At 71.0% G+C, this 22,934-nt stretch carries 20 protein-coding genes and 1 riboswitch; of the genes, 16 read left to right on the top strand and 4 right to left on the bottom strand.

Annotated features, from left to right (window positions below; all coding sequences use genetic code 11):
* Positions 1-74: 74 nt before the first annotated feature.
* Complete coding sequence (mfd, locus tag ACWGJM_RS00190; protein ID WP_453409389.1) at positions 75-3,626, top strand: transcription-repair coupling factor; 3,552 nt, start codon at positions 75-77, stop codon at positions 3,624-3,626.
* 13 nt (positions 3,627-3,639) lie between these two features.
* Positions 3,640-3,987: a MerR family transcriptional regulator gene (locus tag ACWGJM_RS00185; protein ID WP_453409388.1), complete on the top strand. Its 348-nt coding sequence runs from the start codon at positions 3,640-3,642 to the stop codon at positions 3,985-3,987.
* Positions 3,988-4,080: 93 nt separating this feature from the next.
* On the opposite strand, the gene ACWGJM_RS00180 is transcribed toward ACWGJM_RS00185, so the two are convergent.
* Positions 4,081-4,863 (bottom strand): SDR family NAD(P)-dependent oxidoreductase, encoded by a 783-nt coding sequence (locus tag ACWGJM_RS00180; RefSeq protein WP_453409387.1) that lies wholly within the window; start codon positions 4,861-4,863, stop codon positions 4,081-4,083.
* A gap of 46 nt (positions 4,864-4,909) precedes the next feature.
* Positions 4,910-5,497, bottom strand: a complete 588-nt coding sequence (locus ACWGJM_RS00175; protein ID WP_453409386.1) for a TetR/AcrR family transcriptional regulator — start codon at positions 5,495-5,497, stop codon at positions 4,910-4,912.
* Between the two features lie 105 nt (positions 5,498-5,602).
* On the opposite strand from ACWGJM_RS00175, the gene ACWGJM_RS00170 reads away from it, so the two are divergent.
* The 5 genes from ACWGJM_RS00170 (at position 5,603) to ACWGJM_RS00150 (ending at position 9,946) form a co-directional block, all read left to right on the top strand.
* A complete protein-coding gene (locus tag ACWGJM_RS00170; protein ID WP_453409385.1) occupies positions 5,603-6,490 on the top strand; it encodes an SCO6745 family protein in 888 nt (295 codons plus the stop codon).
* Positions 6,491-6,572: 82 nt separating this feature from the next.
* Positions 6,573-7,148, top strand: a complete 576-nt coding sequence (locus ACWGJM_RS00165; protein ID WP_453409384.1) for an IS607 family transposase — start codon at positions 6,573-6,575, stop codon at positions 7,146-7,148.
* Positions 7,141-8,772: an IS200/IS605 family accessory protein TnpB-related protein gene (locus ACWGJM_RS00160; protein ID WP_453409383.1), complete on the top strand. Its 1,632-nt coding sequence runs from the start codon at positions 7,141-7,143 to the stop codon at positions 8,770-8,772. Before ACWGJM_RS00165 ends, ACWGJM_RS00160 begins: the two co-directional genes overlap by 8 nt.
* 153 nt (positions 8,773-8,925) lie before the next feature.
* Entirely contained in the window at positions 8,926-9,153 is a 228-nt protein-coding gene (locus ACWGJM_RS00155; protein WP_453409382.1) for a hypothetical protein, read from the top strand.
* A 10-nt stretch (positions 9,154-9,163) separates the two neighbouring features.
* Positions 9,164-9,946 carry an HNH endonuclease family protein gene (locus ACWGJM_RS00150; protein WP_453409381.1) on the top strand — a complete coding sequence of 261 codons (783 nt, stop codon included), beginning with the start codon at positions 9,164-9,166 and terminating at the stop codon, positions 9,944-9,946.
* Positions 9,947-10,223: 277 nt separating this feature from the next.
* On the opposite strand, the gene ACWGJM_RS00145 is transcribed toward ACWGJM_RS00150, so the two are convergent.
* A complete protein-coding gene (locus tag ACWGJM_RS00145) occupies positions 10,224-10,970 on the bottom strand; it encodes a hypothetical protein (RefSeq protein WP_453409380.1) in 747 nt (248 codons plus the stop codon).
* Between the two features lie 110 nt (positions 10,971-11,080).
* Complete coding sequence (locus ACWGJM_RS00140) at positions 11,081-11,770, bottom strand: hypothetical protein (protein WP_453409379.1); 690 nt, start codon at positions 11,768-11,770, stop codon at positions 11,081-11,083.
* A 187-nt stretch (positions 11,771-11,957) separates the two neighbouring features.
* On the opposite strand from ACWGJM_RS00140, the gene ACWGJM_RS00135 reads away from it, so the two are divergent.
* From ACWGJM_RS00135 to ACWGJM_RS00095, 9 genes are all read left to right on the top strand, one after another.
* Positions 11,958-14,114 (top strand): N-6 DNA methylase, encoded by a 2,157-nt coding sequence (locus tag ACWGJM_RS00135; RefSeq protein ID WP_453409378.1) that lies wholly within the window; start codon positions 11,958-11,960, stop codon positions 14,112-14,114.
* Between the two features lie 123 nt (positions 14,115-14,237).
* Positions 14,238-14,852, top strand: coding sequence for a hypothetical protein (locus ACWGJM_RS00130; RefSeq protein WP_453409377.1), 615 nt, complete (start codon positions 14,238-14,240; stop codon positions 14,850-14,852).
* A 38-nt stretch (positions 14,853-14,890) separates the two neighbouring features.
* Entirely contained in the window at positions 14,891-16,384 is a 1,494-nt protein-coding gene (locus ACWGJM_RS00125) for a protein kinase domain-containing protein (protein WP_453409825.1), read from the top strand.
* A gap of 194 nt (positions 16,385-16,578) precedes the next feature.
* Entirely contained in the window at positions 16,579-17,409 is an 831-nt protein-coding gene (locus ACWGJM_RS00120) for a glycoside hydrolase domain-containing protein (RefSeq protein WP_453409376.1), read from the top strand.
* 143 nt (positions 17,410-17,552) lie between these two features.
* Positions 17,553-18,200, top strand: coding sequence for a SurA N-terminal domain-containing protein (locus tag ACWGJM_RS00115; RefSeq protein WP_453409375.1), 648 nt, complete (start codon positions 17,553-17,555; stop codon positions 18,198-18,200).
* Positions 18,201-18,309: 109 nt separating this feature from the next.
* Positions 18,310-19,335, top strand: coding sequence for a nucleoside triphosphate pyrophosphohydrolase (locus tag ACWGJM_RS00110; protein ID WP_453409374.1), 1,026 nt, complete (start codon positions 18,310-18,312; stop codon positions 19,333-19,335).
* 40 nt (positions 19,336-19,375) lie between these two features.
* On the top strand, positions 19,376-20,659 hold the full coding sequence (locus ACWGJM_RS00105; protein WP_453409373.1) for a cytochrome P450 family protein: 1,284 nt from the start codon (positions 19,376-19,378) through the stop codon (positions 20,657-20,659).
* Between the two features lie 190 nt (positions 20,660-20,849).
* A complete protein-coding gene (locus ACWGJM_RS00100) occupies positions 20,850-21,863 on the top strand; it encodes a transglycosylase family protein (RefSeq protein ID WP_453409372.1) in 1,014 nt (337 codons plus the stop codon).
* A 182-nt stretch (positions 21,864-22,045) separates the two neighbouring features.
* Positions 22,046-22,230, top strand: a riboswitch (cyclic di-AMP (ydaO/yuaA leader).
* A gap of 4 nt (positions 22,231-22,234) precedes the next feature.
* Positions 22,235-22,927 carry a transglycosylase family protein gene (locus ACWGJM_RS00095; RefSeq protein WP_453409371.1) on the top strand — a complete coding sequence of 231 codons (693 nt, stop codon included), beginning with the start codon at positions 22,235-22,237 and terminating at the stop codon, positions 22,925-22,927.
* Positions 22,928-22,934 lie beyond the last annotated feature (7 nt).

The raw sequence follows: 22,934 nt of genomic DNA, 5'->3' as shown, positions 1-22,934 counted from the left end.
ACCCTGGGAACCCCCGGCCCGCCAAGCGTGTCGGGCCCGTCGTGTTGCCCGCCCCGGACGAAAGCCGCCCCCGAATGAGCCTGCACGGTCTGCTCGACGCCGTAGTCAAGGACCCCGCCCTCGCGGAAGCGATCAAGGCGGCCGCCGACGGCAACCGCATGCACGTCGACCTGGTCGGCCCCCCGGCGGGCCGCCCCTTCGCGATCGCCGCCCTGGCCCGCGACGCCGGCCGCCCGGTGCTGGCGGTCACGGCGACGGGACGGGAGGCCGAGGACCTGGCCGCCGCCCTGCGCACGCTGCTGCCCCCCGAGGGCGTCGTGGAGTACCCCTCCTGGGAGACGCTGCCCCACGAGCGGCTCAGCCCGCGCAGCGACACCGTCGGCCGTCGCCTCGCCGTCCTGCGCCGCCTGGCCCACCCCCGCCCCGACGACCCCGAGACCGGCCCGGTCTCCGTCGTCGTCGCCCCCGTACGGTCCGTGCTCCAGCCGCAGGTCAAGGGGCTCGGCGATCTCGAGCCGGTGGCCCTGCGGACCGGGCAGACCGCTGATCTGAACGCGATCGTGGAGGCCCTCGCGGCAGCCGCGTACACGCGCGTGGAGCTGGTGGAGAAGCGCGGCGAGTTCGCCGTGCGCGGCGGCATCCTCGATGTGTTCCCGCCCACCGAGGAACACCCCCTGCGCATCGAGTTCTGGGGCGACGACGTCGAGGAGATCCGCTACTTCAAGGTCGCCGACCAGCGGTCGCTGGAGGTCGCCGAGCACGGCCTGTGGGCAGCGCCGTGCCGTGAACTTCTGTTGACGGCAGACGTCCGCACACGCGCGCGTGCCCTCGCCGAACAGCACCCGGAGCTCGGCGAACTGCTCGGCAAGATCGCCGAGGGCATCGCGGTCGAGGGCATGGAGTCCCTGGCCCCGGTCCTGGTCGACGACATGGAGCTGCTGCTCGACGTACTGCCCAAGGGCGCCATGGCCGTCGTGTGCGACCCGGAGCGGGTACGCACGCGTGCCGCCGATCTCGTCGCCACCAGCCAGGAGTTCCTCCAGGCCTCCTGGGCGGCCACCGCCGGCGGCGGCAAGGCGCCCATCGACGTCGGCGCGGCCTCCCTGTGGCCCATCGCGGACGTCCGCGACCGCGCGCGCGAGCTGGACATGATGTGGTGGTCGGTCTCGCCGTTCGCCGCGGACGACGAGCTCGACGCGGACACGCTCAAGCTGGGCATGCACGCGCCCGAGACCTACCGCGGGGACACGGCACGGGCCCTCGCCGACACCAAGGGCTGGCTCGCCGACGGCTGGCGCACCGTCTTCGTCACCGAGGGCCACGGCCCGGCCGCCCGCACGGTGGAGGTGCTCGGCGGCGAGGGCATCGCCGCCCGCCTGGCCGTATCCGATGCGAAGACGGGCGACCTCGGCACGCTCAGCCCCTCCGTCGTGCACGTCGCCTGCGGCTCCATCGACTACGGCTTCGTCGACCCGGCGCTCAGACTCGCCGTCCTGACGGAGACCGACCTCACCGGCCAGAAGGCGGCCGGCCGGGACGGCACCCGCATGCCCGCCCGCCGCCGCAAGACCATCGACCCGCTCAGCCTGGAGACCGGCGACTACATCGTCCACGAGCAGCACGGCGTCGGCCGCTACATCGAGATGGTGCAGCGCACCGTCCAGGGCGCCACCCGCGAGTACCTGGTCGTCGAGTACGCCCCCGCCAAGCGCGGCCAGCCCGGCGACCGCCTGTACATCCCCACCGACCAGCTGGAGCAGATCACCAAGTACGTCGGCGGCGAGGCCCCCACCCTGCACCGGCTCGGCGGCGCCGACTGGACGAAGACCAAGGCCCGCGCGAAGAAGGCGGTCAAGGAGATCGCCGCCGACCTGATCAAGCTGTACAGCGCGCGCATGGCCGCCCCGGGGCACGCCTTCGGCGCGGACAGCCCCTGGCAGCGCGAGCTCGAGGACGCCTTCCCGTACGCCGAGACCCCCGACCAGCTCACCACCATCGCCGAGGTCAAGGACGACATGGAGAAGTCGGTCCCCATGGACCGGCTGATCTGCGGTGACGTCGGCTACGGCAAGACGGAGATCGCGGTCCGCGCCGCCTTCAAGGCCGTCCAGGACGGCAAGCAGGTCGCGGTCCTCGTCCCCACCACGCTGCTCGTGCAGCAGCACTTCGGGACGTTCTCCGAGCGCTACTCACAGTTCCCGGTGAACGTCCGCGCCCTGTCCCGCTTCCAGACCGACACCGAGGCCAAGGCCGTCCTGGAGGGGCTGCGCGAGGGCGCGGTCGACGTCGTCATCGGCACCCATCGGCTGTTCTCCTCGGAGACGAAGTTCAAGGACCTCGGCCTGGTCATCGTCGACGAGGAACAGCGCTTCGGCGTCGAGCACAAGGAGCAGCTGAAGAAGCTGCGGGCGAACGTGGATGTGCTGACCATGTCGGCCACACCCATTCCACGCACCCTGGAGATGGCGGTCACCGGCATCCGCGAGATGTCGACGATCACCACCCCGCCGGAGGAGCGGCACCCGGTGCTCACCTTCGTCGGCCCGTACGAGGAGAAGCAGATCGGCGCGGCCATCCGCCGTGAGCTGCTGCGCGAGGGCCAGGTCTTCTACATCCACAACCGGGTCGAGTCCATCGACCGGGCCGCCGCCAGACTCCGGGAGATCGTCCCCGAGGCGCGCATCGCCACCGCGCACGGCCAGATGTCGGAGTCGGCGCTGGAGCAGGTCGTCGTCGACTTCTGGGAGAAGAAGTTCGACGTGCTCGTCTCCACCACCATCGTCGAGTCGGGCATCGACATCTCCAACGCCAACACCCTGATCGTCGAACGAGGGGACAACTTCGGCCTCTCCCAGCTGCACCAGCTGCGCGGCCGGGTCGGCCGAGGGCGTGAGCGCGGGTACGCGTACTTCCTGTACCCGCCGGAGAAGCCCCTGACGGAGACCGCGCACGAGCGGCTCGCGACGATCGCCCAGCACACCGAGATGGGCGCCGGCATGTACGTCGCCATGAAGGACCTGGAGATCCGCGGCGCCGGAAACCTCCTCGGCGGCGAACAGTCCGGCCACATCGCCGGTGTCGGCTTCGACCTGTACGTCCGCATGGTCGGCGAGGCCGTCGCGGACTACCGGCGCCAGCTGGAGACCGGCGAGGTCCAGGAGGAGCCGCCGCTCGAGGTCAAGATCGAGCTGCCCGTCGACGCGCACGTCCCGCACGACTACGCGCCGGGCGAGCGGCTGCGCCTCCAGGCCTACCGGGCCATCGCCTCCGCCAACACCGAGGAGGACGTCAAGGCGGTACGGGAGGAACTCGTCGACCGGTGCGGCAAGCTGCCCGAGCCGGTGGAGAACCTGCTGCTGGTGGCCGGGCTGCGGATGCTCGCGCGCGCGTGCGGCGTCGGCGAGGTCGTGCTCCAGGGCAACAACATCCGCTTCGCCCCCGTGGAGCTGCGGGAGTCGCAGGAACTGCGGGTCAAGCGGCTGTACCCGGGGACGGTCATCAAGCCGGCCGTCCACCAGGTGCTGGTGCCGCGCCCCAAGACCGCGAAGGTGGGCGGCAAGCCGCTGGTCGGCCGGGAACTGCTGGGGTGGGTCGGGGAGTTCCTGGCCTCGATCCTGGGGTCCTGAGCAGGGGAGACACGTGCGGATCGGTGAACTGGCGAGGGCGACCGGGGCGACGCCCCGCGCTCTGCGGCACTACGAGCAGGCGGGGCTGATCACTTCGGAGCGCGCCGCCAACGGCTACCGCGAGTACGACGCCGGGGCGGTGGTCCGCGTCCGCAACATCCGGAATCTGCTGGACGCGGGACTCACCCTGGAGGACGTACGGGCGTTCCTGCCCTGTCTGGACGGGGACGTCACCGCCGGACCGGTCTCCTCGAAGGGCCTGCGGGTCGCGAGGGACCGGCTGGCCGTGATCGACGCCCGGATCGCGGCCCAACTGGCGGTGCGGGAACGGCTGGCGACGGCGCTGCGCGAGGTCACGTGACAACGCGCCGCCGTCCATCGGCGGGTCAGGTGACCACGGCGCCGCCGTCCATCGGCGGGTCAGGTGACCACGGCGCCGCCGTCCATCGGCGGGTCAGGTGACCACGGCGCCGCCGTCCACGGGCAGGATCACGCCGGTGATGAACGACGCCTGCGGCGAGGCCAGCCGGGTGATCGCCCAGGCGACCTCCTCGGGGCGGCCCACCCGGCCCAGTGGGGTGTGGTCGAGCTGCCACTTGCGGATGGCGGCGCGCTGTTCGGGCGTGTAGCCCGAGTGGTCGGCGATCGGCGTCTCGATGGCGCCGGGGGCCACAGCGACGACCCGGATCCCGAGCGGGGCGAGTTCCACCGCCCAGCTGCGGGTGGGGACTTCGAGGGCCGCCTTGCCCGCCGCGTACAGGGAGTTGCCGGGCCAGCCGCGCTGGCCGACGGACGTCGTCACGTTCACCACGACACCGCGGCTCTCCTCCAGCGCGGGAAGGGCGGCCTGGGTGAGCAGGACGGGGGCGAGGAGGTTCGTCGCGAGCTGGGGTTGCACGGAGGCGCGTGAATAGGTGCGCAGCGACTCGGTGTTCACGACGGCGGCGTTGTTGACCAGCACGTCGATGCGCCCATGGCGCTCGAGCGCGATGCGGACGACGGTCGCCGGGCCGTCCTCGGCGGTGATGTCGGCGGGGATGGTGGTGATCCCGGGGTGGCCGTCGGCGGTCTCGGCGAGGGGCGCGGGACGTCGGCCGACGGCCAGGACGTGCGCGCCCTCGGCGGCGAACGCGCGGGCGGTGGCGCGTCCGATGCCGGTGCCGGCGCCGGTGACCAGGACGGTGCGGGGGATGTCGTCGGGTTCGCTCGATGTGCGCGGGGCGCTCGGTTCGCTCATGCCGGGATCGTCGAACCCTGACGCCAGGGGCAGGGTCAAGCCCGGATCAGTGGGGTGCGGGGCGGAACAGCATCGCCGCCAGGGTGCTGAACACCTCCTCCGGGTTCCGGTCGCCGAGGGGGTCGTCGAGGTTGTGGCTGAGGAGCAGCGTGGCGAAGCCGTGGGCCAGTGACCACGCGGCGACACCGGCCAGGCGGGCGTCGGGGCCGCGGCCCCCGGGGGGCACGGTGGAGACGGCGTGCCGCAGGGCGTCGGCGGCGAGCGTGCGGGCGGTGGTGAGTTCCAGGTCGTCGGCGCGCAGCAGTCCGGGCGCGAACATCACCTGGAAGTGCGCCGGGTGCTCGCGCGCGAAGCGTACGTAGCGCACGCCCGCGTCCTTCAGATCGGCCGCCTCCCGCAGCGCGGCGGCCAGCAGCCCGTATCCCTCGGCCGCGATCGCGGTGAGCAGGCCGGTGCGGTCCTTGAAGTGGTGCGCGGGCGCCGCGTGCGAGACGCCGGCCCGGCGGGCGAGGTCGCGCAGGCTCAGCGCTGAGGGTCCGTCGGCGGCGATGACGTCGAGCGCGGCGGTGAGGACGGCGCGACGGAGGTCGCCGTGGTGGTACGGGCGGTGGGGGGAAGCGGTGCTGGGGCTCATGTCCAGCAGCGTACGCCTAATCTAGGCATTGACAAGTTCACGGGCGTGAGGCAATCTTGTCGGTGTCAAGTTGTGGGCCGGGCCGAGTGCGCTGAGGAGTCACGCATGTCTGAGCACGTCAGCGAGGACGGGGTCGAACTGTCCAGGGTGCGGCAGCTCTGGCACCTGCTGGAGCCGTTGCACGCGGTGCTGTACTACGCACCGGAGGCCTTCGAGGAGGCGGCCACGCTCGGATTCGCGACCGAGGAGCGCTGGCCGAGCTACTTCCCCTATCGCGCGGCCCCGTTGGGTGCGGTCGGCAGCGAACGGGTGGCCTCCGCCTTCTACAGCTTCAACCCCCGCATGGTCGCCGAGAACATCGACCCGGCGTGGAAGGTGGCGAGCCCGGAAGAGGTCCTGAGGGCCAGAACGGGGGCGATCGACCGGGCGTACCGCGCGTTGTTCGGCGACCGCGTCGACAGCCCCGAGCTGGCCGAGGCCGCCGCCCTCGCCCGGCGCGCGGCCGAGGCGGCGGACACCGCCGGCCGTCCGCTCGCCGCCGCCAACGCCGAACTGCCCTGGCCCGACGCCCCCCACCTACAGCTGTGGCACGCCGCGACGATCCTGCGCGAACACCGCGGCGACGGCCACCTCGCCGCCCTGCTCGTCGCCGGTCTCGACCCGGTCGAGGCGCTGGTGTCGTTCGCCGCGATAGGCGCCGCCTCCGCCGAACGCTTCGACAGCCGGGGCTGGAGCGCGGAGGAATGGGCGGCCGCACGCGAGCGCCTGACCGCCCGCGGCCTGGTGGACGCCGACGGTACGGCCACTCAGGCGGGCCGCGCCCTGCGCCACCGCGTCGAGCAGCACACCGACGAACTCGCCGCCGCCCCCTGGCGGATACTCGGCGCGTCCGCCACCGACCGCCTGGCCGATCTGCTCGGCGACTACTGGGTCGCGGTTCTCTCCTCGGGCCTGCTGCCGTCGGAGTCGACGCTGGGCATCGGCAAGGTCTGAGGAAAAGGGGGTCTTCAACTGCTGCTCTTCAAAGTCGAGTGAGTGAGCGTAACCATGTGTGAGTGAGTGTCGTTGTGAGAGCGTGAATCTCACGGAATGGGCGAAGACGCAGGGTGTGCATCCGCAGACCGCGTATCGCTGGTTCCGTGAGGGGACGCTGCCGGTACCGGCTCAGCGGGTCGGCCCGCGCACGATCCTCGTGAACGTCGGGGTCAGCGCCGCACCCGAGGCGATCGGCGGGCTGGGCCTGTATGCCCGTGTCTCCTCCCATGACCAGAAGACCGACCTGGAGCGGCAGGTCGCCCGGCTGTCCCAGTGGGCGGCGCGGGCCGGTCACCGGGTGGTGCGTGCGGAGGCGGAGATCGCATCCGGTTTGAACGGTGCCCGCCCCAAAGCCATGCGGCTGCTGGCCGATCCGGATGTGACCACGGTGGTGGTCGAGCATAAAGACCGGCTGGGCCGGATGAACACCGAACTTGTCGAAGCCGCCCTGTCCGCACATGGGCGCTTCCTCGTGGTCCTTGATGACGGCGAGGTCGAAGACGACCTGGTGCGCGACATGGTGGAGGTGCTGACCTCGTTCTGTGCTCGCCTGTACGGTCGCCGGTCGGCGAAGAACCGTGCCCGCAAGGCTTTGGAGGCCGCCGAGCATGGCTGACTCCGCATTGCGCACGATCGAGGCGCCGTTCGTTGCGGTGGGCCCGTCCGGGGTGGCGATCCGCACCAGCATCAAGGGCATGTCCCAGCGGGACCGTGAGGTGCTGCCGCTGGTGGGCGCACACCTGGGTTCGCTGGCTTCCGCAGACTTCAAGGCCCGTTGCCGGGCGGGTACCGATCACGACAGCGACCAGTGGGCGGAGCGCAAGCGAGCCCTGACCGAGGAGTCGTCCTCCCGCTGGGCCGGGAGTATCACGAAGGCCACCCATGACCAGTGGGGCCTCTCGCGCCGTGCCCAGCTCGCCGACATCCACAGCATGGAGGCCGGGGTGCGCACGATCGCGCACCGCCTGTCCCAGCCGTTCGGGGAGAAGGGCACGAAGCGTGCGCCGGGCGGCTACCGCACAAAGCAGGAGTGGTTCCGAAAGACCCGGCGCCTGCATGTGCTGGAAGACCGGCTGGAACGCGAGCGGTCCGACCGGGAGGCCGGTGTCGTGCGCGTGGTGCGGGGCGGGAAGCGACTGGCTCGCAACCGGCACAATCTGGAAGCCGCCCACCTCACCGAGTACGAGTGGCGCAGGCGCTGGGTTGCCGAACGCTGGTTCCTCCAGGCAGACGGGGAGTCTGGGAAGCGTTTCGGGAACGAAACCATCCGCGTCAGCTCCGACGGCGAGGTCGGCATCAAGCTCCCGACTCCGCTGGCTCACCTGGCCAACGCCCCGCGCGGCCGGTACGTGCTCGACGGCCGGATCGACTTCCGGCACCGCGGCGAAGAGTGGGCCGACCGCGTATCGGCGAACCGTGCTGTCGCCTACCGCATCCACCTGGACGTGGACCGGGGCCGCTGGTACCTCACCGCGTCCTGGACGATCCGCCCGATCCAGACCGTTCCCCTGGCCGTAGCCAGGGCGAACGGGCTCATCGGTGTGGACACCAACGCCGACCACTTCGCAGCGTGGCGTCTGGATGAGCACGGCAACCCTACGGGTGAGCCCCGCCGGTTCTCCTATGACCTCGACGGGCCGGCCACCTACCGGGACGCCCAGGTGAGGCACGCCCTCACACGCCTCCTTCACTGGGCACGGCGCGAAGACATCTCCATCGCGATCGAGGACCTGGACTTTGGCGCGGAGAAGACGCGGGAGAAGCACGGCCGCAGGAAGCGGTTCCACAAACTGATCTCCGGCATGCCCGTTGCCAAACTGCGGGCACGGCTCGTGTCCATGGCCGCCGAACTCGGCATCAGCATCGTCGTCGTCGACCCCGCCTACACCTCCCGCTGGGGCGCCGAGCACTGGCAGAAGCCCCTAAGCAGCAAGAACCGCAAGATCACCCGCCACGACGCCGCTGGCGTCGCGATCGGACGACGCGCTCTCGGGCACCGTGTCCGGCGACGGACGGCACCGCCCCCACGCGACCAGAGCGATCGTGTGGGGCATCGGACCGCCCAGGCCGGACACGGCACCCGGGGGCGTGAGGAAACCCGCCCCCGCATCCCCGGACCACGGACACGATCCGTGTCGCCGGACGCGGCGCGAACGCGGGTGACCAGTGCATCCACAACCGTTCGGGATACACCAGTTGACCAGGTTTGGGTCCAAGGCTCACTCCTGCTCACTGATTAGGAGCGGTACCAGGGCTGAGGGCAAGGGGCGCTTCACGCGCCTGCCGTCCTCCCCCGGGCGCTCTCCGCTTCGAATTCCCCGGCCGATACGGTGGGACCAGGAGTGGGTCCGTCCGTGCGAGGGCGGAACAAGGGGAGGCGAAGGGGGACGCACGTGACGCGTCTGAGGGGCGGGGCGGTCGGCGCCGCCGTCATCGTGCTCGCCGTGGCCGGGTGCACCGACCAGCTGACAGAGGGCAAGACCGGTTACTCCCGGGAGCGGTTGGGCACGGCCTGGGCCGACACCGGCTCCAACTCCGGTGACACCGGCGTCATCTCTGTGCTGCGCGGCGTGATCACGTGGCTTTCGCAGGTCGTGCCCGGGGTGGTGCGCTATGCGTAATGAGAGGCACATGGGACACGGCGGCGGAAAACGGCACGCCCTTCTGGCATCCGCCGCACTGCTGGCGACCGGATTCATGCTTGTCGGCTGCGAGGGTCTCACTCCACCCGCGGACGGCGGATCCTCCGGTTCCGGCGTGCCGACTGCCGGAAACGGTCGGGCTGTGAACCCGCTGGTCAATCCGGACGGAACGAGGCCTGGGTTGGCCGCGATCACCTCCAGCGCGGACAAGGCGAAGGCGCGGTCGTTGATCGAGAAAGTGGCTACGAAGGGGCGAGGCCCCAAGACGGGGTACGAGCGGGACAAGTTCGGCTACGCCTGGATGGACTCGGCGCCGGGCGGCATCCCCTTCGCTCACAACGGGTGTGACTCGCGAAACGATCTCTTGAAACGCGATGGTGAGAAAGTCCGCTTCCGGGCGGGCTCGGACTGCGTCGTCACCTCCATGACGCTGCATGACCCGTACACCGGGAAGGCGATCGAGTGGACCAAGTCCCGTGCGACGAAGGTCCAGATAGACCACGTCATGCCGCTGTCCTACGACTGGCAGATGGGTGCCTCACGCTGGGCCAAGGGCAAGCGGGAGGACATAGCCAATGATCCGCTCAACCTGATCCCGGTGGACGGACCGACCAACGGCGCGAAGAGCGACTCCGGTCCGGCGAGTTGGCTGCCTCCCAACAAGCAGATCCGCTGCGCATACTCGGTGCGCTTCGCCCAGGTGTCGCTGAAGTACGACCTTCCCGTGACGGTCGCCGACAAGCAGATGATGCTGGAGCAGTGCGGTGGCTGATGAAGGCGGACACAGCCGGCATCAGTCGCCGGCCGAGGGAGCCGTGGCGCTCGTGGAGGGCCGGTCCAGGACGGTCAGCTCGCGCCATTGCTCCCGCCACCGTGCCGCCTTGTCCTCCTAGACCGGCTGCGGAGCGAGCACTGGGTTCCGCGGGATGACGAGGGTCGCCCCGCACGCCCAGGGCCTCGGCCTGTCCGGCCGCATGCTGGCGGGGATGCGGGACAACGCTCCCAACGTGTGGATGAGGCACCGGCTGTGAGCGGCGCCGGAGCCGGGCTCAGCCGCCCAGCGCGTCCAGGTCGATGATCTTGCCGGTGGGCTTCTTCGTCGGCACCGGCTGGTCGAAGTCGCTGAAGTCGAGGTTCAGCGGCTCCTTGGCGGACGAGCCGTCGACCCGCAGCACGTACGGCTTGCCCTGGGTGGCGACGTAGATGGTGTAACGGTCCTTGCCGTCCTTCTCGTGCAGCACGATCGCGGGCGTGCCGTCGACGGTGGTCGTCTTGCCGCGGGTGGCGTCCGAGTTGCCGTCCTCGGCGCCGCCGAGCACCGAGTCCAGGTCGCAGAAGCTCGCGATGTCCTTGGCGTCCTGTCCCTTGGCGGCCATCTTGGTCCACTTACCGGCCAGCATCGCCACGGCCGCGTCGGTGTCCGCCTTGGACTCGCCCTTGCTCTGCGCGCGCAGGAACGCCTCGTCGTACTTCATGTAGACGGTGTCGCCGGTCTTGACCAGATCGGCCTTGCCCTGGCCGCCCATGCTCATCGTGCCGGCGCACTCGCCCTTCTTGTTCAGGGCCATGTCGATCCGGATGGTGCCGTCGGTGTCGTCGGCGACATCGCCCTTCATCCGCAGCGACGAGGCTCCGGTGGTGGCCTTCATCGCCCGGTCGGCGATCTCGCCACCGGACAGCCCGGCGAACGGGCCCTTCGGCTTGCTGTCCGCCTTGTCCTGCCCCGGCATGCAGCCGGTGAGTCCGACGGCGGTCGCGGCGGCGAGGCAGAGGGCGGCAAGTGCGGTGCGACGCATGGGAATTCCTTGGTGAGAGATGGTGAGTGATGCTGAGCGGGCGCGGGGCGGCGGGTGGCCGGCCGCCGCGCCCCTGTGCCGTCGTGGTGTGCTGGCCGGCGGCGGCCGGTTCAGCCGGCCTTCTTCCAGTCCCCGCAGCCGGTGGTCTTGAAGTAGGCGTCGGTGGCTTTGATGGTGACGACGGCCGTGCCGGTCACGTTGTTGTTGGCGATGATGGAGTCGAGGCCCTGCTCGGCGTCCTTGGTGCGCTCCCAGTAGCAGGAGTCGTCGGCATTGCCGGTGGACTTGTACGTCCCCGTAGCGAGGTCGGTGCCCACCTTGAACATGCCGCCGTTGCCGTCCGCCGTCGAGGCGGGTGAACCCTTCGCCTTAGGATCGACGGCCTCCCAGTCCTTGCAGCCGCTGGACTTGAACAGCTTGTCGGTGGCCTTGATGGTGACGTAACTGGTGCCGGTGACGTTGTCGTTGGCCAGCAGCGAGTCCGTCTCGCCCGAGGCGTCCTTGGCCCGCTCCCAGTAGCACATGTCGTCGGTGTTCCCGGTGGTGCGGTAGGTGCCGGGCTTGACGTCCTTGCCGACCTGGAAGTCGCCGTCCCCCTCGAACGCGACCTTCTTCGCGGCGGTCTGCGAGCTGCCCGAGTCCTTCTTGCTGCCGGGCTTGTGCCGGGCGGAGGCAGAGGATCCCTTGCTGCCGCTGCCGGAACCGCCAGCCTTGCCGTCGCTGTCGGCGTTCGCCGACACGACACCGATGACGACGACTCCCACGACAGCGCCCAGCGCGACCTTGCCTTTCATGCCCATGGCAACCCCCTCCCGACGCGGCGACCACCTCCGTCCGGCGGCCGCTCGTTCGCGGGGTCAATAAGACCAGAGCTTGTGAACCGAGTCAACACGGTTCACGTGGACGGTTGAGTACACGGTCGTGAATGCGTGGCTCATGTGAACGCCGCTATGCTCTGCTCACACATGGACGAGGGGAGCGGCGCGGGTGCAGGACAACGCGACAGAGGTGACCGCCGCCGGAATCGCACGGCTGGCCGGCGTCGGCCGCGCCGCCGTGAGCAACTGGCGCCGTCGGCACGCCGACTTCCCCAAGCCCGTCGGCGGCACCGAGACCAGCCCCTCCTTCGCCCTCGCCGAGGTCGAGGCCTGGCTGCGCAAGCAGGGCAAACTCGCCGAGGTCCCCCTGCGGGAACGCGTCTGGCAACAACTCGCCGGACACCCCGAAGGACCGGTCACCGCGCTGGTGCACGCCGGCTGCGTCCTGCTGCTCATCCACGAACGCCCCACCGTCTGGCTGGACGTGAGCGCCGGCTCCGACGCGCGCCTGGCCGCGATACTGCCCGACGCGCTGGAGCAGGTACTCGTACCGCGCTTCGGCGTGACGCGTGACCGGCGCGTTCACAAGCGGCGGAGCACAGGCGCGACAGTCGCTGTGAACACCCCGGGCGCGGCAGGCACCGCACCCGCCGTTCACACCCCACCCGATGTGAACACCCCGCAGTCTGTGAACAGCACCCCAGCCGTTCACATCCCCGCCGGCCCCGAACTACTCCCCTCCGCCCCCCTCCTGCGCGGCGCCGCCGAGCTCGCCGCCGAGCTGGGCGCACGGCAGACCTTCGAGTTCCTGCTGGGACGGCACCTGGACGCCAACCCCCGCCAGTACACCCTCACCCCCGCCGAACTCGCCCGTCTCATGGCCGAGCTCGCCGGCCCCGCCCGCACCGTGCTCGACCCGGCCTGCGGCACCGGCGCCCTCCTGCGCGCCGTCGACACCCGCCCCGACCACGAGCTGTACGCCCAGGACAGCGCCCCCGAACTCGCCGCGCTCACCGCACTGCGCATCGCGCTGCACGCGCGCGTGACGGTGCGCGCCGCCGTCGGCGACACCCTCCGCGCGGAGGCCTACCCCGAGCTGCGCGCCGACGCTGTCCTGTGCCATCCGCCGTTCAACGAACGCAACTGGGGACACGACGAACTCGCCTACGACCCCCGCTGGGAGTACGGCTTCCCGGCGCGCACCGAATCCGAGCTCGCCTGGGTGCAGCACGCGCTCGCCCGGCTCCGGGACGGCGGCACCGCCGTAGTGCTGATGCCGCCCGCCGCCGCCTCCCGCCGGTCCGGCCGCCGTATCCGCGCCGACCTGCTGCGCCGGGGCGCGCTGCGCGCCGTCGTCGCGCTGCCGGTGGGCGCGGCCCCGCCGTACAACATCCCCCTGCACCTGTGGGTGCTGCGCCGCCCGGACCGGACGCCCGCGCAGCCTCAGGTGCTGCTGGCCGACACCGGGCGGTACGCCACCGAGGGGCGCGGCGGGCCCGACTGGCAGGCCGTGCGGGACTCGGTCCTCGACGCCTGGCGTGCCTTCGAGCGCGAGGGAGGGTGCGAGGAACGGCCGGGGCTGGTCCGTTCGGTGCCGGTCATCGAACTCCTCGACGACGACGTGGACCTCGCCCCCGCCCGCCATCTCCCGCCGCCCGTCGCGGCCGACGGCGCGCAGCAGCTCACGGCCGTGCGCGAACGCCTCGGCGAGACCCTGCGCCTGACCGCCGACCTCACCCCGCCCCCGGCCGACTCCGCGGGGCCCGCACGCTGGCCGCTGACCACCATCGGTGAACTCGCACGCGGGGGCGCCCTGGTGATGCGCACGGGCGGAAGCGGCGGCCACACGCGCGTGCCCGTCCTCACCGACCACGACGTCCTGGCCGGCACCGCGCCCTCGGGAACGCTTCCCGAGAGCGACGAGGAGGCCGTGCTGACCGAACCGGGCGACGTCGTCGTCCCGGTGCTCGGCGGCGGCTCGGTGGCGCGCGTGATCGACGACACCATGGCGGGCGCCGCCCTGGGACGCAACCTCGTACTCCTGCGCCCCGATCCCACCGCGCTCGACCCGTGGTTCCTCGCCGGGTTCCTGCGCGGCACCGCCAACAACCGCCAGGCCAGCAGCTACGCGTCCACCGCCACCCGCCTCGATGTGCGCCGGCTCCAGCTGCCCCGGCTGCCGCTCGACGAACAACGGCGCTACGGCGGTCGCTTCCGGGCCCTCGACGAGTTCGAGCGGGCGCTCAGACACGCGGGCCGGCTCGGCGAGCAGCTCGTGCGCGGGATGTACGACGGCCTGACGGACGGCACGGTGGCGCCCGGCTGAGGTGACCGTGGAGCAAAGTGATCAGCACGACAACGGTTCGGTACAACCTGGGACCGCTTGTCCGTGTCGGCCTATACGCTCGAAACGACAACCGCACGCCCTCTTCAGGCAACAGGAGCAGCCATGCAAGGCCGCGGCTACGCACAGCCGGTGAAGCAGCCGCCCCACATCGGGTGGCTGGTCTTCCTGCGGGTGCTGTTCGTGGTGATCGCGATCTTCAGCATCGGTCTCCTGACCTCGGCGATGCTGTTGCGCCTGGCCGTAGTGACGCGCAAGTCGCTGGACTGGGGCCTGTTCGTGGCAGTGATCGCCGCCGACATCCTCAGCCTCGTACTGCTGGGCAGCGAACCAGGCGACGAGGTCCACACCGCCGGCGGCTACCTGGGCATCACCCTGCTCTTCGGCACACTGGTGGTCGCGATCGCGTACTACCTCGCGGCCGACATCCGCCATTTCCACCAGCTGCAACACGCCTACACCGCGCAGCCGGCCATGGCACCGGCGTACGGCTATGCGCAGCCGCCGTCGCCGTTCACCGCGACGCCCGTGCCGAGCGCGCCGCAGACCCCGCACACCCCGCCGCCGATGCCGCACACGCCGCTGCCCCAGCCGCCGATACCCACCCCGCCGCCGCCCCAGCGCCCGGCGCCCGCACGTATCGACCAGGTGCGCGCGGAGCTCGACGAACTGAGTGACTACCTGCGCAACCACGACGGCAACCACGAGGGCGGAAGGTGACCGTGGCGCAAGGACGCGTCGTCGCCGGCCGCTACGAGCTGTCCACGCTCATCGGGCAGGGCGGCATGGGCCAGGTGTGGACCGCATACGACCAGCGGCTCGACCGGCGCGTGGCAGTGAAGCTGCTGCGCCCCGACAAGGTGGCAGGGCAGGAGGCCGACGAGCTGCGCCGCCGGTTCGTGCGCGAGTGCCGGGTGACCGCGCAGGTCGACCACCCGGGACTGGTGACCGTGCACGACGCGGGCAGTGAGGGCGAGGAACTGTTCCTCGTCATGCAGTACGTCGACGGCGCCGACCTCTCCGACCACCTCGCCGAGCACGACCCGTACCCGTGGCAGTGGGCGGTGGCGGTCGCCGCGCAGCTGTGCGCCGTGCTCAGCGCTGTGCACGCGGTGCCGATCGTGCACCGCGACCTCAAGCCGCGCAACGTGATGGTGAAGCAGGACGGTACGGTCACCGTCCTCGACCTCGGTGTCGCCTCCGTCATGGACGCCGACACCACCCGCCTCACGCACACCGGCACGCCCATAGGCTCGCCCGCCTACATGGCGCCGGAGCAGGCGATGGGCGGCGCGGTCGGCCCGTACACCGACCTGTACGCGCTCGGTGTGCTGCTGCACGAACTGCTCAGCGGAAACGTCCCGTTCGCGGGCTCCACGGCGCTCGGTGTGCTCCACCGGCACCTGTACGAGCCGCCGCTGCCCGTGCGCCGGCTCCGCCCCGAGGTCCCCGAAGCCCTCGAAGCGCTGGTCCTGCGCCTGCTGGCCAAGGACCCGCAGCACCGGCCCGCCTCCGCGCAGGAGGTGTACGAGCATCTCGCGCTGCTCCTGCCCGCGCGCGGGACACCCACCGGAGCCCCGCTCGACCCGACGCGCCCCTTCCTGCGCCCGCACGCGCCCTGGCCGGACCGCGCACGCACGCCCGCGCCCCAGCCCGCCCCCGTCGCGCCCACCCCGCCCGTGACCGAGAAGCCCGACGTCGCCGCCGCCGTCGACGAGGTCAAACGCCTGCTCGGCGAGGGCCGCATCACGCAGGCGGTGGACATCCTCGGCGCGATCCTGCCCGCCGCGGCCGAACAGCACGGCGAGCACTCCCCGGTCGTCCGCACCCTGCGCAAGCAGTACGCGGCCACGCTCATGGACGACGGCCAGTACCGGCGCGCGCTGCCCGAACTGCGCCGCCTGGCCGACGAACGCGCCGCCGAGGCCGGCCAGGCCGACCCGCAGTCCCTGCGCTTCCGCTACGACGCCGCCCAGTGCCTGGAACAGCTCGGCGATCCCGCGGCCGCACTGGCCGAATACCGGGCGCTGCTGCCGTACTACGAGAACCAGTACGTCTCCGGCGACCCGCAGCTCGCCCACGACGTCCGCCGCCGCATCGGCCACCTGCTGCTCGCGCTCGGCGACCGGCCCGCCGCCCACGACACGCTCGCGCGTCTCGTGCTGGACGTGGAGCGCGTGCACGGCCCCGGGCACCCGCTGGCCGCCGAGATCAGGCGGACCCTTCAGTGGCTGGGACAGGTCCGTGGTTAGTCTTTGCCGTTGCCTGAGAGATCCTTGTGGTCTTCCTGGGGCGCAGTTTTCCGACCACAGGGACGGCGCGGGATAAGTTGCCGTCCGTTTTTGCCACGCAGTTCCCGGCGCGCAGTCTTCCGCGCGCAGTCTTCCGCACACCGTTTTCCGCACACCGTTTTCGCCACGCAGCACTACAAGGGGTGGGGTCCTCCATGTCGTCCAGCCATCGGCAGTCGAAGAAGCGCAGATACATCACGTGGGCCGTCGCCGGTGCCGCAGTCGTGGCCGGAGCGGGCATCGCCGCGCAAACCTCCATGGCGGCCACCACCTGGCCCGCGCAGAAGACGTACACCGGCCGCGCCTTCGACACCTGCGCCGCGCCCTCCCAGTCCGCGATGAAGGCCTGGCACACCGGGTTCTACGGCGCCGCCGCCGTCTACGTGGGCGGCAAGAACCGCGGCTGCGGCCAGCCCAACCTCACCGCCTCCTGGGTCAAGTACGTCAGCGGCCTCGGCTGGAAGCTCGTCCCGCTCTACGTCGGCGCCCAGCCGCCCTGCCAGTCCGGCTCCAACCCGGAGAAGCTGACCGCCTCCACCGCCGCCTCCCTGGGCGCCTCCGACGCCTCCGACGCCGTGGCCAAGGCCTCCGCGCTCGGCATGAAGGCGGGCAGCCCGATCTACCTGGACATGGAGGCGTACGACACCACGAACAAGTCGTGCAACGACGCCGTGCTGACGTATGTGCGCGCCTTCGACAAGGGCCTGCACGCCAAGACGTACCGCACCGGCTACTACGGCTTCACCAGCTCCAGCGCCAAGGCCATCGCCACCGCCACCGACAGGACGGACCTGCCCGGCAACCTCTGGTACGCGCTGTGGGACAAGCAGAACACCACGACCGCGGACTGGCCGTGGGGCTCCACCCAGTTCACGAACCACAGCCGCGCCCACCAGTACATGGTCAACAGCAAGGAGACGCACGGCGGCGTCACGATCACCGTCGACCGTGACGCGTGGGACGCGCCCGTGGCCATCACGGGCTGACCGGCACCCTCCCTGGGCACGCGGCGGTGCCCGAAGCCCGCGCGAATCGTTGGTCGAATGGGTTGGCCAGAGCTTGCCCACTGCCTACCATCGATCACCGCAAGACTTTGTGCACCGCCGCACAATCTCCCTTGGAGGTTCCCTTGCACCGCCGCCGTCGCACCGCGCTCGTCCTGTCCGCCGCGATCGCCGCCGCGGCCCCTCTGCTCACCGCCTGCGGAAACGATGCGCACCCCGGCGCTGCGGCCGTCGTCGGCGGCCGGCGGATCACCGTCGCCCAGCTGGAGAGCCGGGTGAACGAGGTGCGCCGGGCGCAGCAGGCCGCGGTGCCCGACGAGGCGCAGTACCAGCAGGTCCTGGCCTCCACCAGCAGTCTCACCCGCGACACCCTGCACAACATGGTCCTCGACCAGGTACTGCACCGCGCCGCGCGGGACCAGGGCATCACGGTCAACCGCAGGGAGATCCAGCAGATGCGCACCGGCCTGGAGCAGCAGGCGGGCGGGGCGAAGGGGCTGGAGACGACCTGGCTCCAGAAGTACGGCATCGCGCCCGCACGGCTCGACGACAATCTGCGCCTCCAGCTCGAAGCGCAGAAGCTCGCCACCCGGCTCGGCACCGACACCACCCAGCCCGCCTTCTGGAAGGCCCTGTCCACCGCGTCCGAGGAACTCCACGTCGACCTCAACCCGCGTTACGGCACCTGGGACGTGCAGAAGAGCAGCCGGGTCGACGCGAAGACGCCGTGGGTGCGGGAGGTCACGGCGAGCGGGACACAGGAGACGGCGTAGGCCTGGCGGGTCCACGCCCAGGTCCGAGTGCGGTCATACGATCCCACCGTCACCCCCACCCTGTGGACAACGCGCGAAGCCGCCGGCGGGTGTGCGTTACGTTCGAGGCGTGAACACCACCAGCCTCGAAGACGCCCAGGTACCGGGCCCGGACGCCGCCCCCGGCCGGATCGTCCTGCTCACCACCAGCCACCGTGTCGCGCCCGGCCTGCTGTCCTGGCCCGCCTGGCAGGCGCTTCGCGCCGCCGACCGCGTGCTGTGCGCGGACGGCGCCCATCCGCAGCTGCCCTATCTGCGCGAGGCCGGGATAGCCGTCGACGAGGCCGCCCCGACCGCCCAGGAACTCGTCGACGCCTGCGCCGGCGGGCACACCGTCGTGGTCGTGGCGACGGGCGAGGGCGAGCCGGCCCTCACGGACGGTCTGGCCCGCCTGGCCGGCACCGGCCGGGTGCCCATGCCGGAGCTGGAGCTGCTCCCCGCCTCCTACGACCTGCCCGGTGCCCGCCTCCTCGACCTCGTCCAGGTCATGGACCGCATCCGCGCCGAGTGCCCCTGGTCCTCCCGCCAGACCCACGAGGGCCTGGCGAAGTACGGCATCGAGGAGGCGTACGAACTCGTCGAGGCGATCGAGGCCGGCGACCGCGAGGAACTGCGGGAGGAACTGGGCGACGTCCTGCTCCAGGTCGTCTTCCACGCCCGCATAGCGGAGGAGGACGCCGACGCCCCCTTCTCCGTCGACGACGTGGCCGGCGGCATCGTCGCCAAGCTCATCCACCGCCACCCGCACGTCTTCGGCGACGCGACGGCCGAGACCCCCGAGGAGGTCAAGGAGCACTGGCTGCGGACCAAGGCGGTCGAGAAGCAGCGCACCTCCGTGACGGAGGGCATCCCCCTCGGCCAGCCCGGTCTCGCCCTCGCCGCGAAGCTCTCCTCCCGGGTACGCACCGCGGGCCTGGACGTGCCCCTGCCCCAGGGCGAGGGCATCGGCTACGACCTCCTGGCACTCGCGACGCGAGCCGAGGCGGAGGGTGTCGACCCGGAGGCGGCCCTGAGAGCGGCGGCCCGGGCCTACCGGGACGCGATACGGGCCGCCGAGGGCGTGGCGGGTCAGGGCCTGTCCGGCGGACGGCCATAGCCCCCGAGGCACGCGCCGAGAAGCCGGATACCGTCAAGGGGTGACCAACCAGCCCCACCCCCAGGCAGCCTCCGACGCGCCCGCCCCTGATCTGTTCACCTGGGAGTTCGCGAGCAACCCCTACCCGGCCTATGCCTGGCTTCGGGAGCACGCGCCCGTGCGGCGGACGAAGTTGCCCAGCGGGGTGGAGGCCTGGCTGGTCACCCGGTACGCCGACGCCAAGCAGGCGCTGGCCGACCCGCGGCTGTCGAAGAACCCGGCGCACCACGACGAGCCCGCGCACGCCAAGGGCAAGACGGGGATCCCGGGGGAGCGCAAGGCCGAGCTGATGACGCATCTGCTCAACATCGACCCGCCGGACCACACCCGGCTGCGCCGACTGGTCAGCAAGGCGTTCACGCCCCGCCGCGTCGCCGAGTTCGCGCCGCGCGTGCAGGAGCTGACGGACCACCTCATCGACGGGTTCGCCGCGAAGGGCTCCGCCGATCTCATCCACGAGTTCGCCTTCCCGCTCCCCATCTACGCCATCTGTGACATGCTCGGCGTCCCGCGCGAGGACCAGGACGACTTCCGGGACTGGGCGGGGATGATGATCCGCCACGGCGGAGGCCCGCGCGGCGGGGTCGCACGGTCGGTGAAGAAGATGCGGGGCTACCTCGCCGAGCTGATCCACAAGAAGCGTGAGGCGCTCCCGGCCGAACCGGCGCCGGGCGAGGACCTCATCTCCGGTCTCATCCGCGCCTCCGACCACGGTGAGCACCTCACCGAGAACGAGGCCGCCGCCATGGCGTTCATCCTTCTGTTCGCCGGGTTCGAGACGACTGTCAATCTCATCGGCAACGGCACGTACGCCCTCCTCACGCACCCCGGGCAGCGGCAGCGGCTTCAGGAGTCCCTCGCGCGCGGCGAACAGGACCTGCTGGAGACCGGCGTCGAGGAACTCCTGCGCTACGACGGCCCGGTGGAGCTCGCCACCTGGCGGTTCGCCACCCGGCCGCTCACCGTCGGCGGGCAGGACATCGCACCCGGCGACCCCGTGCTCGTCGTACTCGCCGCCGCGGACCGGGATCCCGAGCGGTTCGCCGACCCGGACGTCCTCGACCTCGGACGGCGTGACAATCAGCACGTCGGTTACGGCCACGGCATCCACTACTGCCTCGGCGCCCCGCTCGCCCGGCTGGAGGGCCAGACCGCGCTCGCCACCCTCCTCACCCGTCTTCCCGACCTCCGACTCGCGGTGGAACCAGCCGATTTGCGGTGGCGTGGGGGGCTCATCATGCGTGGACTGCGCACCTTGCCCGTGGAGTTCACGCCCGTCCGGTAATCGACTGGTAAGCGGCACGGCGGACGGCGCCCTCGCAAAAAAGTGACCAGCGTTCAACTCTGTGATCTTCACGTGATCTGCGCGGCATTAACTTGTGACAAGTGATCGTCTGCCGATACGTTCACTCGTCAGCGCGGCGCCTCACCGCAGCCGCCGCGCCGGTTACTGCTGTCTTGCGAAAGGTCACCGCATGCTCTCCGGGAACGGTCGCCACCGACGCCCCCGTCAGGCTCCGGCCCTCCTTGTCGCGGCCGGAGTGACCGGCTCCGCCATCGCGATCCCGTTGCTCGGCGCATCCGCGGCCAACGCGGCCGACGGGACCACGTGGGACAAGGTGGCCGAATGTGAGAGCGGCGGCTCGTGGAGCGCCGACACGGGTAACGGCTACTACGGCGGCCTCCAGATGTCCCAGGACGACTGGGACAAGTACGGCGGCCTCGACTACGCCTCCAGCCCGGACCAGGCCAGCCGCTCGCAGCAGATCGCGGTCGCCGAGAAGATCCTCGCCGACCAGGGCACCAAGCCCTGGGCCACCTGCGCCCTGCTCTCCGGCCTCACGTCGAACTCCGCTTCGGTGGACGTCGACACGGGCGTCGGGGGGTCCGGATCATCCGGTTCCGACGACTCCTCCCACTCGTCGAATTCATCCGATTCATCCGATTCCAAGGAATCCAAGGGGTCCGCGGATTCTTCGGGATCGTCGTCCGGTTCGTCGGGGTCGTCCGATTCCGGCTCCTCGTCGGACGCCTCGCCCTCGCCGGGCTTGGATGCCGATGCGGGCTCCAAGGGTGCGGACGATTCCGCCAAGACGGACAAGTCGACATCTTCCGGCTCCGGGAAGTCCCGGGGTAGCGGCGGCTCGTCCACGGCATCCCCCGAGGTCGACGACTCGGACAATTCATGGCAGACCGGGGGTTCCTGGAGCCTTGTGGACACCGGGGCGATCAGCAGCGGCCGTCACCGGGGTGACAGTGCGGACGAAAGCGTGACAAAGGGTCAGACCGCCACCACCTCCGGCCGGCACGCCGCGCGCGACTACACCGTCCGCGACGGTGACACCCTCGCCTCCATAGCCGACTCCCTTGACCTCGAGGGCGGGTGGCGGGCGCTCTACGCCGCGAACAAGGACGCCATCGGCACCGACCCGAACAACATCGCCCCCGGTCAGACCCTGGAACTCAGTGCCGAAACGGGTGCAAAGTAGCGGGAGTTGACGCCCCGTTTTGGGCTTGTTGTCCGCTTTGCTGAAAGTGTGGGATGAGTCTCAGAAGCCCTGATCGTCTTTGAAATTCCGCGGATCGCGTGTCTACGGTCGTGACCGCTCGCCAACGCGGGCCCCGGTCGTCGCAACGCCGAATCCTGCCAGCGGCTGCCCGGGAACAGTCGTCGCGTCAAGCGCCGTAGGCAGGAGCGGGGGACCCAAGGTAAGCGCCGGGCCCGGAGGTCGAAAGACCGCCGGGGACGGCTAGGGGTGAAGCCGCACCTCGCACGAGAACCACGCGAGGTGCGGCCGGGCAACTCAACCGGCCCGAACCCGACAGCTCACCTCGCAGGCGTCGGTGAGGGGATCGATCCATGCTGTTTTCCGGCAAGGGCAAGCACCGTCGTCCGTCCAAGGCCGTTCGCGCCATCGCTGTCGCCGGTGTCACCGGCGCCGCCGTCGCCGCCCCGCTGATGGCGGCCGGCAACGCCTCCGCCGCCACCGCCTCCGAGTGGGACGCGGTCGCCCAGTGCGAGTCCGGCGGCAACTGGTCCATCAACACCGGTAACGGCTACTACGGCGGTCTCCAGTTCTCCGCCTCCACCTGGGCCGCGTACGGCGGCACGCAGTACGCCCCCCAGGCCAACCAGGCCTCCAAGTCCCAGCAGATAGCCGTCGCCGAGAAGGTCCTCGCCGCGCAGGGCAAGGGTGCCTGGCCGGTCTGCGGCAAGGGCCTGTCCGGCGCCGCCTACACCGGTTCGAGCAGCGGCTCCTCGAACTCCTCCAACTCCTCGAGCTCTGCCGGCACCACCACCCGGTCGGCCGACCAGAAGGCCGCCTCCCGCTCCTCGGAGCGCCCGGCCGCCAAGAAGACCGTCACCACCCCGACCGGCAAGAAGGTCAAGAAGGGCGACGGCGAGTACAAGGTCGTCAAGGGGGACACCCTCAGCTCGATCGCCGAGAAGCACCACGTCGCCGGCGGCTGGCAGAAGCTGTTCCAGCTGAACAAGGACATCATCGACGACGCCAATGTCATCTACCCGGGCCAGCAGCTGCACCTGAAGTGACACCTGG

The sequence above is a fragment of the Streptomyces sp. NPDC054834 genome, assembly GCF_053611185.1.
Note: the sequence above shows the minus strand (reverse complement) of the source record. Positions and strands in the feature narration are given on the sequence as shown.

What these genes read in the sequence shown, in the direction of transcription:
- mfd (WP_453409389.1), top strand. Translation starts at nt 75, where the DNA reads ATGAGCCTGCACGGTCTGCTCGACGCCGTAGTCAAGGACCCCGCCCTC.
- ACWGJM_RS00180 (WP_453409387.1), bottom strand. Translation starts at nt 4,863, where the DNA reads ATGAGCGAACCGAGCGCCCCGCGCACATCGAGCGAACCCGACGACATC.
- ACWGJM_RS00175 (WP_453409386.1), bottom strand. Translation starts at nt 5,497, where the DNA reads ATGAGCCCCAGCACCGCTTCCCCCCACCGCCCGTACCACCACGGCGAC.
- ACWGJM_RS00170 (WP_453409385.1), top strand. Translation starts at nt 5,603, where the DNA reads ATGTCTGAGCACGTCAGCGAGGACGGGGTCGAACTGTCCAGGGTGCGG.
- ACWGJM_RS00160 (WP_453409383.1), top strand. Translation starts at nt 7,141, where the DNA reads ATGGCTGACTCCGCATTGCGCACGATCGAGGCGCCGTTCGTTGCGGTG.
- ACWGJM_RS00150 (WP_453409381.1), top strand. Translation starts at nt 9,164, where the DNA reads ATGGGACACGGCGGCGGAAAACGGCACGCCCTTCTGGCATCCGCCGCA.
- ACWGJM_RS00145 (WP_453409380.1), bottom strand. Translation starts at nt 10,970, where the DNA reads ATGCGTCGCACCGCACTTGCCGCCCTCTGCCTCGCCGCCGCGACCGCC.
- ACWGJM_RS00140 (WP_453409379.1), bottom strand. Translation starts at nt 11,770, where the DNA reads ATGGGCATGAAAGGCAAGGTCGCGCTGGGCGCTGTCGTGGGAGTCGTC.
- ACWGJM_RS00130 (WP_453409377.1), top strand. Translation starts at nt 14,238, where the DNA reads ATGCAAGGCCGCGGCTACGCACAGCCGGTGAAGCAGCCGCCCCACATC.
- ACWGJM_RS00120 (WP_453409376.1), top strand. Translation starts at nt 16,579, where the DNA reads ATGTCGTCCAGCCATCGGCAGTCGAAGAAGCGCAGATACATCACGTGG.
- ACWGJM_RS00100 (WP_453409372.1), top strand. Translation starts at nt 20,850, where the DNA reads ATGCTCTCCGGGAACGGTCGCCACCGACGCCCCCGTCAGGCTCCGGCC.
- ACWGJM_RS00095 (WP_453409371.1), top strand. Translation starts at nt 22,235, where the DNA reads ATGCTGTTTTCCGGCAAGGGCAAGCACCGTCGTCCGTCCAAGGCCGTT.